The sequence below is a fragment of the Arcobacter sp. ISO1 genome (assembly GCF_058105185.1).
In genome coordinates this window covers 3054034-3068917 of sequence record NZ_CM176573.1, presented here as the reverse complement: position 1 = coordinate 3068917, position 14884 = coordinate 3054034, and the positions used below count along the sequence as shown (strand labels likewise).

Annotated in this window: 14 protein-coding genes; 12 read left to right on the top strand and 2 right to left on the bottom strand. The window is 26.1% G+C overall.

The window, feature by feature from the left end:
- The first annotated feature begins 44 nt into the window (after positions 1–44).
- The 4 genes from AC2TY9_RS15190 to AC2TY9_RS15175 are packed head-to-tail and all read left to right on the top strand — an operon-like array spanning position 45 to position 3634.
- Complete coding sequence (locus AC2TY9_RS15190; protein ID WP_489778403.1) at positions 45–1334, top strand: Y-family DNA polymerase; 1290 nt, start codon at positions 45–47, stop codon at positions 1332–1334.
- Between the two features lie 44 nt (positions 1335–1378).
- Positions 1379–1660, top strand: coding sequence for a hypothetical protein (locus AC2TY9_RS15185; RefSeq protein WP_489778401.1), 282 nt, complete (start codon positions 1379–1381; stop codon positions 1658–1660).
- Positions 1661–1669: 9 nt separating this feature from the next.
- Positions 1670–2074 (top strand): hypothetical protein, encoded by a 405-nt coding sequence (locus tag AC2TY9_RS15180; RefSeq protein WP_489778400.1) that lies wholly within the window; start codon positions 1670–1672, stop codon positions 2072–2074.
- A gap of 3 nt (positions 2075–2077) precedes the next feature.
- Positions 2078–3634: a sensor histidine kinase gene (locus AC2TY9_RS15175; RefSeq protein WP_489778398.1), complete on the top strand. Its 1557-nt coding sequence runs from the start codon at positions 2078–2080 to the stop codon at positions 3632–3634.
- Between the two features lie 4 nt (positions 3635–3638).
- On the opposite strand, the gene AC2TY9_RS15170 is transcribed toward AC2TY9_RS15175, so the two are convergent.
- On the bottom strand, positions 3639–5516 hold the full coding sequence (locus tag AC2TY9_RS15170; protein ID WP_489778397.1) for a mechanosensitive ion channel family protein: 1878 nt from the start codon (positions 5514–5516) through the stop codon (positions 3639–3641).
- A 136-nt stretch (positions 5517–5652) separates the two neighbouring features.
- On the opposite strand from AC2TY9_RS15170, the gene AC2TY9_RS15165 reads away from it, so the two are divergent.
- The 8 genes from AC2TY9_RS15165 to AC2TY9_RS15130 all read left to right on the top strand — a co-directional run bounded on the left by AC2TY9_RS15165 (position 5653) and on the right by AC2TY9_RS15130 (position 12797).
- Positions 5653–5955, top strand: a complete 303-nt coding sequence (locus AC2TY9_RS15165; RefSeq protein ID WP_489778395.1) for a DUF2325 domain-containing protein — start codon at positions 5653–5655, stop codon at positions 5953–5955.
- A gap of 3 nt (positions 5956–5958) precedes the next feature.
- On the top strand, positions 5959–6162 hold the full coding sequence (locus tag AC2TY9_RS15160; RefSeq protein ID WP_489778394.1) for a hypothetical protein: 204 nt from the start codon (positions 5959–5961) through the stop codon (positions 6160–6162).
- 11 nt (positions 6163–6173) lie between these two features.
- Positions 6174–6935 carry a hypothetical protein gene (locus AC2TY9_RS15155; protein ID WP_489778393.1) on the top strand — a complete coding sequence of 254 codons (762 nt, stop codon included), beginning with the start codon at positions 6174–6176 and terminating at the stop codon, positions 6933–6935.
- A gap of 30 nt (positions 6936–6965) precedes the next feature.
- The gene (locus tag AC2TY9_RS15150) at positions 6966–7457 is read left to right on the top strand and encodes a flavodoxin (RefSeq protein WP_489778392.1); all 492 of its coding nucleotides are present in this window, start codon (positions 6966–6968) and stop codon (positions 7455–7457) included.
- A gap of 110 nt (positions 7458–7567) precedes the next feature.
- Positions 7568–8971 (top strand): L,D-transpeptidase family protein, encoded by a 1404-nt coding sequence (locus tag AC2TY9_RS15145; RefSeq protein WP_489778390.1) that lies wholly within the window; start codon positions 7568–7570, stop codon positions 8969–8971.
- A gap of 78 nt (positions 8972–9049) precedes the next feature.
- Positions 9050–9664 carry an arylesterase gene (locus AC2TY9_RS15140; protein ID WP_489778388.1) on the top strand — a complete coding sequence of 205 codons (615 nt, stop codon included), beginning with the start codon at positions 9050–9052 and terminating at the stop codon, positions 9662–9664.
- Positions 9661–10326 carry an ABC transporter ATP-binding protein gene (locus AC2TY9_RS15135; protein WP_489778386.1) on the top strand — a complete coding sequence of 222 codons (666 nt, stop codon included), beginning with the start codon at positions 9661–9663 and terminating at the stop codon, positions 10324–10326. Before AC2TY9_RS15140 ends, AC2TY9_RS15135 begins: the two co-directional genes overlap by 4 nt.
- Positions 10320–12797 (top strand): ABC transporter permease, encoded by a 2478-nt coding sequence (locus tag AC2TY9_RS15130; RefSeq protein ID WP_489778385.1) that lies wholly within the window; start codon positions 10320–10322, stop codon positions 12795–12797. Before AC2TY9_RS15135 ends, AC2TY9_RS15130 begins: the two co-directional genes overlap by 7 nt.
- 26 nt (positions 12798–12823) lie before the next feature.
- On the opposite strand, the gene AC2TY9_RS15125 is transcribed toward AC2TY9_RS15130, so the two are convergent.
- The gene (locus tag AC2TY9_RS15125; RefSeq protein ID WP_489778383.1) at positions 12824–14875 is read right to left on the bottom strand and encodes a cytochrome c peroxidase; all 2052 of its coding nucleotides are present in this window, start codon (positions 14873–14875) and stop codon (positions 12824–12826) included.
- Between the last annotated feature and the right edge of the window lie 9 nt (positions 14876–14884).

The following is a 14884-nucleotide window of genomic DNA, read 5'->3' as shown; positions in this document are numbered from 1 at the left end:
GTAATTTTATTGCAAATTGAAATTTATTATGATAAGATTGCACTATGTTTATTCATATTGATATCGATTCTTTTTTTGTGTCAGCCCATAGAATCAAAGATAAAAATCTAAGAGGTATTCCCGTTGCAGTTGGAGGAAGAAGTAACTTAAATATCTTTTCAGATAAAAAAGAGATTCGAAAAATAAGTGAAAATAGTGGTGCCTTTGTAAGCACCATATTAACAAATGAAGGTGAAAAAACCTTTAATGACTATTTTGTAGATAAAGATGGAAGAATAAGAGGTATTATAACAACTTGCTCTTATGAAGCGAGAGGATATGGTGTTAAAACTGCCATGAGTGTAAATGAAGCTTTAAGATTATGTCCACATCTAAAAATGGTTCCTCCAAATTATCCTTTGTACCATGAACTTTCCCATAAGATGTTACTTATATTAAAAGAAGAGATTCCTTTAGTTGAACAGTTTTCTATTGATGAGTTTTTTTGTGATTTAAGGGGATACATAAGTAAAGATGAAATTGTAGATTTTGCTACGAAAATAAAAAAAAGAATCAAAAATGATTTAGGTTTACCTGTATCAATAGGGATAGCCCATTCTAAATATCTTTCAAAACTTTTGACTGAATTTGCAAAACCTGATGGAGTAAAATATGTTTCTAAAGAGCATATGAAAAGTTTTATAAAAGATATCCCAATTGGAGAATTCCCTGGGATTGGGAAGGGATACCAAAAAAGACTCAATGGATATGGGATAAAAACTTTAGGGGATATAGAAAGAAGAAAAGCCTTGTTTTTTTCTTGGAAAAAACCTGGAATTGAGCTTTATAATAGAATTGTTGGTGAAAATGATACAAATATTGTTGAACACAGAGATAAAAAATCCATTGGAATTGGAAGAACTTTTGATTGTATTTATGATAGGGAAGAGTTAAAAAGAAGAGTTATGATTTTAAGTCGTTATCTTTGTTTTTTAGTTAAAAAAGCTGATGTAAATCCACAAACATATCATATAAAAATAAAGTATGATTCAAATATAAAATCAAAAGATTATATAAATGTTAATAGAATTTTTAATGAAACTGATTTTAAAAAAGCTATGGTTGAACTTTTTAAAAAAAATGATATACACATGAGTCATGGGGTTATCCAATTAAATCTCACAGTCTCAAATTTTGCTGATCAAAATAGTTTTGTTTCTGATATCTTTGAATATGAATCAGATATAAAAAAAAGAAAGCTAACACAAAGTTTACAAACTTTAAGGGAAAAGTATGGAGTTGATATTATAAAGAACTTTAGTGAACTTCAAAGTAAAGATAAAAATAACCATTAATCTAAAGATGATATAATATTCCAAATTTTAATTTTGGAATAAAAATGGGTTTAAAAAATAGAATTAAACAAAATACAACTAAGTTATTTGACTATCCTTCTTTAAAAGGAAAAGAGTTAAAAGCTGCAGTTAAAAATAAGATAAGAAAAAAAGCTATATTAAGAACTAAAGCAAGACTTGCAGAACACCACAAAACTTTTGATGATTATACAGATGAAGAACTTGAAATAATAATTGTCGATGAAGAGAATAAAATAAAAGATGATTTAAAAACTAAAAGTTTAATTGGTGCTTTGGCTATTTTGGGTTTAGATTTTTTTATATAAGAATACAATATGTTTAAACAGATAAAATCAGCACTATTTTGGTACTACTTATATAAATTTAGAAGAAAAGTTATATTTATTGCATTTTTCTGGATAATTGCAATTTCTGCAAATGCAATATACTCTGATGTTGTAGAGTACTTAACTTTAAAAGAGAAATTAGAGTTTTTAGAGATAGCATTAATCTCAAAGTGGATAATAATAATTTTTAGTCTTTTAGCTTCCGTCTATCTAATAGTTTCGATTTTTAGTATCTTTAAACCTAAAGAAGAGAAGTTGAAAAGACAAGATAATCAGAAAAATAATGATATACTTTCACCCAAAGAAAGTAAAAAATCTAAATTTTCTAAAAGAGAAGAAGAGTTTTTAAAAAAAGATTTAAAAAGTAAAGCTGATTTACTTGTTGAAAGATAATTAATGCCAAACGATTTTGAAAATTTAAATACAATTATAAAAGAGCAAAAAAGTGTAATTGATAATCTAAGTAGACACTATAATACTTTATTTGAAGATTCAAAACTTGGTATTGCTTATCTTGATAAAAAAGGTGGCTTTGTAGATGTAAATGAAAGATTTTGCAAAATTTTTAAGTATAAAAAAAATGAATTATTAGACTTAAGTTTTCAAGAAGTAACTCACAAAGATGATAGATTTTATCATAGTGAAACAATCGATTCCTTATCAATTACTAATTTCGAAAAAAAATGTGTAAGAAAAGATTCTAAACACATATGGATAGAAATTTTTATAAACCATATTAGTGATAAAAATGGAGAATATTTATACTCCCTTGTCTTTATAAATGATATATCTAAAAGAAAAAAAATACAAGATACAATTTTAGAACAAACAAAAACGATGCAATTGTATTTAGATATTGTTGATGTTATTATAATTGCCTTTGATATAAATGGTCATGTAACTTTAATAAATAGAAAAGCTTGTGAAATATTAGGTTTTGAAGAGTATGAAATTATTGGTAGAAATTGGTTTAAAAATTTCATACAAGAAGAGAAAAGTGTAGAGAATTTTGAGTATTTTAAAAAACTTTGTAATAACCCTAGAGGTTTTGATGATAAGTTTATAAATAGAATTAAATGTAAAACAGAAGAAAGAACAATATCTTGGCGAAATAAAATATTAGAAGATAGTGACAAAAATGTTATAGGGATTCTATCTTCAGGGGAAGATATTACTGATATTTTAAAATTAGAAGAAGAGAACAAAAGAACAGAAGAGGCTTTATATAACCAATCAAAGTTAGCTTCAATGGGTGAAATGATAAGAAATATTGCCCACCAATGGAGACAACCTTTAAGTACAATCTCAACAGCTGCATCGGGTTTAAAAATTCAAAAAGAACTAAATGTTTTAAAAGATGAAGACTTAACTAACTCATTAGGTGTGATTATTGATACAACAAAATATCTTTCACAAACAATTGATGATTTTCAGAACTTTTTCAAAATAGATAAAGATAGTTCTATTTTTGATTTATATGAGTTTACAAGTAGAATTAATAATCTAATCACAAGTAGTTATAAATCAAATAATATAGAACTAAAAATTGAAGTTAAAACTAAAAGAAAATTTACAGGCCCTTATAATGAAATTTTACAGACAACATTAAATATTTTAAATAATGCAAAGGATGCTTTTAGTAATAAGACTTTTGATGAAAAAATTGTAGAATTAATAGTTGATATAACAAAAGAAAATAATCTAGAAGTTCAAATAAAAGATAATGCTGGAGGAATTCCTGATGACATTATAAATAGAATATTTGAACCATATTTTACAACAAAACATGAATCCCTTGGAACTGGAATTGGTCTTTATATGGTAAAAGATATTGTAGAAAATAGATTAAATGGAAAAATAAAGTTTAAAAATGACTTTTTAGTGTTTAATAATATAACAAGAAAAGGAGCTTTTTTTAAACTTACTATCCCAAGTACTTTAATTAATGATTAAATCATTACTTTTTTAAATGTAATGTTTGTGTTGGATATGCAAAGTCACAATTATTTTTTTCAAATAATTGATGAATTTTTACAATTACATCCTCTTTTACTTCTAACCAATTTTCCCAGCTTGGACTTCTTGTAAAACAATAAACCATAATATTTATAGAACTAGCACCATACTCATCAACATAGACCATAAGATTTCTTTTTACACCATTCAAGTCATCTCTAGAGATTCCCTCAAATCTTTTACTTTTTCTTACAACACGCTCTTTTTCTGTAGCAATTCCAGGGTGGTTTGTAAGCATTTCATAAATATCATGTTTTAAATTTACTATATCTTCCATGTTGTTTTCATAGGTAGCACCTAGAGTCATTTTTATTCTTCTACCAATTTTTCTTTTAGTATAGTTTTTAATATGAGCATTTGCAATTTCTGAATTTGGAACTGTAATCATTGCATTATCAAAGGTTCTTATTCTTGTTGTTCTCATTCTAATATCAACAACTGTACCTTCTATATCATTTACAACTATCCAATCCCCTTGAGAAAAAGAGTTATCAATCATAATACTTAAGGAACCAAAGAAATTAGCTAAAGTATCTTTAGATGCTAAAGCAATAGCAATACCCCCAACCCCAAGAGAGGCTGCAATAGCTTTTATATCAATTCCCAACTGAGTAAATAAAAATAAAATTACAAGTAAAATCAAGATGATTTTTATAATTCTCATTATAAAAACAATCATTTCACGTCTTACATTAGGGTGCGTTTCAACTAAATGTTGAGCATAATTACTAATACTATTTGTAAGAAGTGAATAAACTGCCCAAGTTGCAATACCTAAATAAAAAGTGTTTATCCATGGGATAATTTTGTTTAAAAGTTCAGGGTCTTTTATAAGAATATATATTGAAATATGAATAGATAAAGTATATAAAGCTATAAGTAAAGGTTTTTCAATAGATTCTTCTAAGTATGTTTCTAATCCAAGACTTTCATCCTCGTCTGTATCTTCATCATCCTCATTATCATCTTTTTTATTTTTTCTACTTTTAACAATTATATAATTTATAATAGTAATTAAAATATGAATAATTTTTGCAATAAATAATTTAAATATTAACAATATCGCTAATACTATGACAATATCCCCAATTGAAATCTTTAAATAATAAGAACTAAAATCTGTAATTGTAGATATTACAGGGTATGAGTCTATTATAGAACTTAAATATTGAAGGTTGAATTTATCCACAAAAAAGTTTGAAACTCTAATTGATGATAAGTTTTCTTTCAAATAGTTAAGTGTAAAAAGTTGTTGTGAACTTTGTTCAAGTAGGTCAAAATAGTTTTTAACTAATTCATTTGAGATATAGTTATTATTGTTTTTTTCATTTTCATAATATGTTTTAAATTTATCAGCTGAATTTTGATTAAGAAGTTCAATATTGTTGTTTAAGACATTTACAAAGTATTGTTTTTCTTTAAAAAGTTTTTTTGCATTTGTTAATTCTTTTAAAGTATTGTAAAAAAATCTCTCCTCTTTTATTTTTAAAACAGCAATCATGTCTCTTATCATGGCAAGTTCATTGTTTGCACTTTGGTTTGCATTAATTTTTGTCTCTAAGTAGTTTATTTGTGATGAATAATTTATTTCATTGAAATTTGAACTTAAATAAAATTCATCATTTATATTTTTTAAAACATTTTTAGCAAATTCTATTTGCTCACTTAGTTTTTCTTCTCCACTATCTAATGGCTCTGAAATATTTTTAATGTTTTCAATATTACTATTTTCAGTTGTTTGGGCAGTATTAGTATTTTCCTGAGAAAATATAAATAAAGGTAATAAAAGAAGTAAAAATAGTATTTTTCTAGTTTTCATAATCTCTCCAATTTAAAAATCACATTATATAAAAAATGAACTTATTTGTAGTTTTATGATAATAGTTATCAAAATTAGCAAACTTTAAGGTAAGTTTCTTTAATATACTGATATTCATTATCATTAAGGAGTATTTATGTCAGTTTTAATAATTGGTGGGGATAAAATTAATACTATCAAAAATATATTAGATAGTTTAGGAAGTTTTTCTGTTACCCATTGGGATACAAGAAAGAAATCAAGTGCGTGTAAAAAAGAGATTCCTCAAGATTCCGATTTTGTGTTGATGATCACAGATTTTATCAATCACAATGCTATGTATAAATATAAAAATGAGGCTAAAAAGAAAAATATCCCATTAATTTGTACTAAAAGAAGTGCAAGTTCAGTTCACTGTGAAGTTTGTAAATTTTTAAAAATGAACAAATGTGAAGGATAAATTATGAGCGAAATAATAGTTGATGAAATCAATAAATTCAAAAATTATAGATATGAGCCAAGTACAAAAAGAGTTGTTAATCTAAAAGGTTGTGAAAATGCTGATTTGGAAGAGTTTTTAGCAATAGCACATATTTTAGATAACAATTATATAAAATATAAATTTACTACAAATATAGATATTAGAATTCTTGATAGAAGAAGATAAAAGGAAATAAAATGAAATATTTTGGTTTTTCAAGTGAAAATGAATACTTACCATCTTTTGATAAGTTTCAAAGTGAGATAAGTAAAAGACTTATGTTTTTAAAGTTTTTTAATCAAGAGGTTGATGAAAATTATAAATTTTCAAAGGATGAAATAAAAGAGTGTAAGAGAAATACACTTTTTGAAGTTTTTCTTAAAAAGATTATAAAAAATCTAAAATATGGTGCTTATTCGTTTTCACCAATAAAAAAAATAGATGTTGAAAAAACAAAAAAGATTAATACTTTTATAAAAGGTTTAAATCAAGAACTAAAATTTGAGTTTAAAAAATTTGACATAAAAAACTCATTGGAATTTACAGATATAAACAAAGCGTATTTCTTGATTAACATTTTAGAAAATAAAGATTTTTCATTGTTTTTAGAAGGTGAAAAAATCTTTAAAAACTTTGTAAGCAATAAAATTTTAAAAGGTGGAGAAAATAGGGAAGTTCATATCAATGATGATTCTATTGATATAAAATCTGAACTTCACAGTTTTAGTACTAAAATCTTTACATTTTGGGAATTTATTGATGCTAAGAATTTAAATATAGATTCACATATAAAAAAAGCAGTTGAGTGTATTAAAACTACAGAGTTTAAGCAAGTTTATTTGGTATATCCTAAAAATGAAAACTTCAATAAACATATACAAGTAAAAACTAATGATGTAACTTGTGGTGAGTATGAGATTAAGTTAATTCCCTATTCATTACGTTCAACTTTAAGATAAATTTAAAATAAACAAAAGGATCAATATATTATGAAAGCAATTTTCTTTGCAACAAGTACTGGAAATACTGAAGAAGTAGCAAACAAAATACATGAGAAGTTAGATGGATTTGAAATTGTAGATATTTCAAAAGATGGTATAGATAAATTAAATGATTGTGAACTAGCAATTATAGGAACTCCAACATGGGGAGATGGTGAGCTTCAAGATGATTGGGAAGATTGTTTTGCCGAATTCAAAGAAATAGACTTTAGTGGAAAAACAGTTGCCTTATTTGGTTTAGGGGATCAAGATTCTTATGGTGATGAGTTTGTAAATGCTTTAGGAACAATGTATGAAACACTAGCAGATAAAGGTGCAAATGTTATTGGATTTACTTCAACCAAAACTTATGATTTTGAAGAATCAACCGCGGTTGTTGGCGAAGAGTTTGTGGGACTTGTAATAGATGAAGATAATCAACCTGAACTTACAGATGAAAGAGTTGATTCATGGTGTAAAAATATCTCTTCATCTTTTTAATTAAAGCCCGTGCCAAAATATTATAATTCGTGTTTTCTTTATGTTTTGGCACACCTTTGAATTTTTTCGATTTTTCGCTAAGATATACGAATTTTAATTTTAGGAAAATAATGGGAAATATTAAATTTCTTTTTTTAGCACTTGTATCTTTAACTTTTATCTCTTGTACAAAACAAGTACCAAGTGATAACTTAACAAAAAAAATAGACCAAGCAAAACAAAAAAACAATCAAACAGTAGAAAAAAAACAAATAAAAATCAATGAATATAAATTATCAAAAAATGAGTTAGAACTTTTAGATATTTTAAAAGATGACAAATACGCTTCTTTATGTTCACAACAAGATAATTATATCTCAATTTTAAAAATGGAAAACTCAAAAGAAAAATCAAAAGCTTTAGAAAACTTGTTTTTAGAATATGTGAGTAATTTAGAAAACTCTTGTATTGATCAAATCTCATTTAATAGTGTATTAAAATCACAAAAATTCAAAAAAAGAAAACAACATTATGAAATATATAATAAGAAAATAAATAAAGAAGAGATTTTAAAAAAGTTTAATGATAATTCAATCTCTGTAGAAAAAATTTTATCAAATTATGCTCCTAAACATCCAGGTTTTTTTCAACTTGTAGAAAAACTTGATATTGATAAATTAAGTGCTAATAATTACAACAAACTAAGATTAAACATAGAAAGATTAAAGCTTTTAAAAGATTATGATGATGAGTATTTTATTAAGCTTAATATCCCTTCACACAACTTCACTCTTTATGAAAATGGTGAAATTGAAAGAACTTTTGGAACTGTTGTTGGTGAAAAAGAGAATCAAACTCCTATTCTATCAAGTGAACTTTCATATTTTATAATAAATCCTCAATGGAATATCCCCGATTCAATTGCAAAAAACACTATTATTCCAAGAGCTTTGAAAGATAAAAACTATTTAAGAAAGAAAAATATAGTTATTAGAAAAAAGATCTATGATATAGATGCTCCTAAAGTTAGTTTCAATAGTATTAATTGGAAAAAATATTTAAAGAAAAATGTAAAATATATACCTTATAAGTTTATTCAACTTCCTTCACGTGCTAATGGCATGGGAAAGGTTAAATATATGTTTAAAAATGATTATGCAGTTTATATGCATGATACAATTGGAACTTGGAGATTTAAAGATAATAGAGAAAAAATTAGATTTGCAAGTCATGGATGTGTAAGATTAGAACATCCAATTTCACTTATGAAACACCTAACAACTTATTATACACCCCAAAGTTATAAAAAGATTAGGAAAACATATTTAAAAGGGCAAATGGATGCTGTAAATCTTAGTAAAAAAATGCCTTTACATATTACATATTTAACTGCAAATGTTGATGAAAAGGGAAAGTTAAAATTTTATAAAGATGTTTATGAATATGACAAAATTCAAAAATTAAATTTTATTCCCCATAAAAATGCAATTGAGTTAGCAAGTTTAAAAAAAGAAGAAGACTTCACAAGTTTTTAAAAAACTTAAAATATTTTTAACTTAAATTTGACTACTCAGTCTTAATAACAAAAATTATCGTTTAGTATATAATACCCTATGAAAAAAATTATTTTAATTTTATTTACAATATTTATTTGTAGTGCAAATGCAAAAGAATCAACAATTCTTTTTTTAGGTGATTCATTAACTGAAGGACTTGGAGTTAATAAAAAAGAGGCATATCCATCAATTGTTGAAGATATGATTCAAACTAATCTTAAAAAAGATGTTGAAATTATAAATGGTGGTGTTAGTGGTTCAACTACTAGTGATGCACTTTCACGTTTAAATTGGTACTTAAGAAAAAAACCTGATGTGGTATTTATTGCCCTTGGGGCAAATGATGGACTTAGGGGATTAGATTTAAATCAAAGTCAAAAAAATCTTCAACAAATTATTGAAACTGCACAAAATGCAGGCTCAAAAGTATTACTTGCAGGTATGTTAATCCCTCCAAATTATGGAGAGGAGTATTCAGAACAATTTAAAAATATGTTTAAAACTGTTCACGAAAAGTATAAACTAAAATTTATGCCTTTTCTGCTTTTAGATGTTGCAGGAGTTCAAGAACTTAATCAAAGTGATGGGATTCATCCAAATACAAAAGGGCATAAAATTATTGCAAAAAATGTATTTGAATTTTTAAAAAAAGAAATTTGGGGAAAATTATGATGTTACAACTAAAATCATTAAAAAAAACATACCAACAAGGTGATGAGAAAATAGAGATTTATAATGATTTAAATTTTTCTTTAAAGAAAGGTGAACAAGTTGCCATCATGGGAAAATCAGGTTCTGGGAAATCAACTTTTCTATCACTAGTTTCTGGAATTATAAAAGCTGATAGTGGAGATATTATTTTAAATAAAACCTCTTACAATGATTTACAAGAGGGTGAATTAAATGATTTTAGGGCTTCAAATATTGGTTTTATTTTTCAAAATTTTCATTTGGTTTCATATTTAAATGCCTGTGAGAATGTAATGTTACCTGCAAAGGTATGTGGTATTTCAAAGCCAAAGGAAAAGGCAGTTGAATTATTAAAAGCTGTTGGCTTAGAACACAGATTAAATCATATACCTTCACAATTGAGTGGAGGAGAGAAGCAGCGTGTTGCAATTGCAAGGGCATTAATTCATAATCCAAAAATTATACTTGCCGATGAACCAAGTGGTAACTTAGACGAAGAAACAGGTATTGCTGTCATGGATAAGCTTTTTGAACTGATAAAACAAAATAATACCACATTGATTTTAGTAACTCACTCAAAGGATGTTGCTGCAAGATGTGAAAAAATTTATCAGTTAGCCCATGGAGCTTTAAACTTATGTTAATTTTAGAACTTGTATCTAAAGCCTTAAAAAGATCGAAATCTTTTTCTATCATTTTTATTTTAAACTTTTGTTTGGCTATTGCTTCTTTGTCATATTTACAATTTTTCAAACAAAGTGTTGATATTTCCCTAGATAGTAAGGCAAAGAGTTTATTGGGTGCAGATTTAACTGTTAATTCAAGATTTACAATCACAGATGAACAAATAGAAGATATAAAAACTAAACTTCCAGAGATAAAAAACTTTTCAAAAGGGATATCAACTGTTAGTATGGTAAGTTCTGGCAAAAGAGCTAGACTTATGGAACTTGTAAAAATAAATGAAGCTTTTCCTTATTATGGTGGGATAAAATTTGAAGATAAAACAACTTATCCCAAGGGTAATTTAATACCAAAATCAAATGAAGTATGGGTTTATAAAGAGGTTTTGGAACTACTTGGTTTAAAAAAAGGTGATAGCTTAAAAATAGGGAAAGAAAATTTTCTAATCAATAAGGTGATTTTAGAAGATAGTTTAAAAGCTGTTAGCTTTAGTGGTTTTATGCCAAAAATTTATATGAGTAAAGAGGCTTTAACAGCAACAGGCCTTTTACAGTTTGGCTCAACTGCAAGATATAAATTAAGTTATCAATTTAAAGAAAACTTTTCAAATGATAAATTAGAAGAGATAGAAAATAATTTAGAAAAAACTATTGATAAAAACTTACGAGCCCTTTCTCCCAATGATGGGAGGGATAGACTTCTTAGGGTTTTAAACTTTATTACAAACTTTTTATCTCTTGTTTCTTTGGTGTCTTTTTTCCTTGGATTAGTTGGACTAATTTATTTATATTCTGGTTTTTTAAAAAAACATCAAGAAGATATAAATATATTAAATGATTTAGGTTTAAAAAAGTCAACAATCTCTTTAACCTATCTTAGCCATTTATTTGTTTTGATTTTAATCTCTAGTGTTATTGTTTTTTCTTTAATACTTTTAAGTGCAAACTTTTTAGCTCCAATTGTACAAAAACTAATAGGTTTTGAGTTTGATTTCACTTTTGATTTTTCATTCTTTCTAAAATCTGCACTTTTACTTATATTGGTAAGTTTAAGTGTTGGTATACCATTAGTTAGACCACTTTTACAAAGAAAAAGCACAAAATTTTTAAAGATGATTTTTTGGTTTACTCCTTTTATTGTATTGTTATTAATAATATCTCATTTTGTAACACCAAGTAAAAATATAGGTTTATTTTTTGCATCAGCAGTATTAATTTTGATTTTTCTATTTTTTGTAATTGGTTCTTTTATCCTAAGAAAATTTGATTTTTCAGGACATTTAGAAAATCTTTCATTAAGTCTTGCTATGAAAAATATTACAAGGGAAAATAAAACTTCTTTGACTTTATTTACTGCGATTTTATTGTGTACTATTTTCTTTTCTTTAATCCCTCAAGTTGGTTCTTCCCTTTCATCTGCTTTAACACAAAGTGCAAATGAAAGACCAAGATTTTTTGTAATTGATGCAAAAGAACAGCAATTGAAAGATATTCAAAAAAGTTTAGATGGTTTTGGGGCAAAATTAGAAAATACTGCACCAATGATAAGAGCAAGAGTTCTTAAAATCAATGATAAAGATATAACTGAAAACTCACAAAAATCTAATGAAGCAAATAGATCAGCTGTTAATCTTTCTTATAGAAAACAATTAAAGATAAGTGAAACTATACTTGAGGGAAGGGGATTTAGTGGAGTATATGATTCAAGTGATTTTTCTAAACCAATTGAATTAAGTGTTGAACAAAGATATGCTTCAAGAAGTGGAATAAAACTTGGGGATACAATTGTATTTGATGTTTTAGGATTAGAACTTGAATCAAAGGTTGTAAATATAAGGTCTGTAAATTGGATTGAATTTACACCAAACTTCTTTTTTATAATGCAAGATGGAGCTATAAATGATGCTCCAAAAACTGTTTTAGCAACAATCTCTCAAGGTGATTATGATGCTTCTAAACTTTTATTAAAACTTACAGATACTTTTCCCTCTTTAACCATCTTAGATGTAAAAAGTTTGTTTGAAACCTTTGCTAGTTTAGTTAAAAATGTTACTAAAATAACTGATAATATGAGCTTCTATTCTATAATTATTGGACTTCTTATGAGTTTTATTATTATTCAGTATCAAATGAATCTACAAAAAAATAATATCTTAAGACTTAAGATGATTGGGGTTAAAAATAAAGTTATAAGAAATTCCTTTTTGATTGAATATGGACTCATCTCTTTTTCTGCAAGTTCTTTAGGAATCATCTTAGGAAGTATCGCTTCATATTTTATAAGTGATATTTTATTTGAATCTTATTGGGACTTTAGAGCTGATGTTTTAATTTTATATTTTCTTTTAATACCGATTCTAACTATAGTAATTGTTGGATTATTTACTTCAAAAATAATAAATCAAAAGGAAAATGTTTTATTTGGGGAATAACTAGATAAATAAAAGGAAAAATCCTTTTATTTATTCTCTTCTAAAAGATGTTCGTATCTTTTATCTGTTAGTAATTTCATAAAGGCAACTAAAGCATCTATTTTTCTATCATTTTGTTTCTTTGCTTTTAGTTCATCTAATGAAATAGTTTCTTTTACTTCTGGCTCACCCCAAGGTTTTGATGTTTCAGGATTGATAGTTCTATCAGAGTTATTATATTTATCATAAAACTCAACTACAGTTTTTAAATCTTTGAAAACACCATTGTGCATATAAGGAGCTGTAACAGCAACATTTCTAAGACTTGGAACTTTGTGTTTACCTTTATGTATCTCATCACTTACTTTTGGATTTGCCAATAAGCCTTTATCAATATCTTTTACACCATTTTTTGATCTTAACTTATAATTTATTGGTGTTCCAATATTATGAAATTCATAGTTTGTAAATGTCTCATCTCTTGAATCCTCTTTTTTTGATAAGTGGCAAGTTGCACAAGAGTTATTTGCTTGGGAGAAGAATAAAGATCTTCCTAAATCCTCTAAAGGAGTTAAATCGTATTCCCCTTTTAAATATCTATCATATTTAGAATCAAAGGGTGCAAATTGTTCAGTCATTTCAAATTTTTCAATTGAGTCAGTCATCGCAAAATATGTTTTATCAATATTATTAAAAATGTCTTCACCATAAATATCTTTAAATGTTTGAATATAATAAGGGTTTTCTTTTAGTCTTTGAACAAGCTCTTTTTTTGAACTCATTCCCATCTCAATTGGGTTTAGTGGTGGACCACCAGCTTGTCCTGCTAAGCTTGCTTCTCTTCCATCCCAAAACTGACCACCAATATATTTTTTCTTCTCTTTATCATAATGAAACTCAGGACTAAACATAGCATACATAGCACTTGGAGCTTGTCTATCTCCTAATGATTTTCCATCATCACCTAATGATGCCATTTTTGAGATACCATTATCTCTATTATCTGTAAAAGCAGTTTCAGGGTTATGACATGTTGAACAACTTTGTGTTCTATTTTTAGATAAGTTTTTATCGAAAAATAAAACTTGTCCTAAAGCCTCTTTTTGTTTAGTTTGTTTTAGCAAATCTTCTTTAGATAATTCTTGATTTGAACATCCTGCAAATAAAATTAATACTGTTGCTATAGTTGTAGCTGTTTTTAAATATTTCAAAATAAATTTCTCCTTCTTTAAAATATTTGAAAATGGAGTGATTATTAACTTAGTTAGAGTGTTATAATCTTCCATTTGTTCTTTTCTAAGACCAAACTTTAAAACTTTTACATTTTTAGAAAGTTCTAAAGTTCCAAAAATATTATCCCAAAGAGCCAAATATCCACCAAAGTTTTTATTAAAATGTTTCTTACTATGGTGTATTTGATGCTGTTTTGGAGATATAAATATTTTTTCTAAAAAACTAAAGTATGCTAGTGGAATATGAGAATGTCTTAAATTAGATCCAATAATTGAAAAAGTAAAAATAAAGGCATTTGCTCCTAAAATCTCAACTAGTCCAATTTTTGAACCAAAAAAGTATATAAATATTCCAGTTACAAAACCAATGGCAAAAGAGTATCTTAATCCAAAAAGAATATTTTCAATTGGATGAACCCTATAAAATGTTAATGGGTTTAAAACTTTTGCACTATGATGTACCTTATGAAACTCCCAAAGAATTGGGATTGTATGTAGAAATCTATGTAACCAATATCGTGTAAAATCACTTACAATAAATAAAGATATAGTATATAAAATCAATATATTCTCATATGAAATTGTTTGAATTTGATTAAAACCAAATTGGTAATAGATATTTTTACTAACAAAATATGCAATTGTTTTTGCACTAATTATAATTGGAATAATCATAACTGTTTTTATAAAATATGAAAGGATAAAGTAGTAATAGTCTAACTTGGCACTTTCATGAAGCCAAAGTTTTGAACTAAAATTTACCCTTGAGATTTTTTTATTAAAATAAATATATATAAAAGCTATAAATATTGAAGATAAAATATAAACCCAATATGTTCTTTTTGATGGGTTAATTATATATTCCAAAAACAGTAG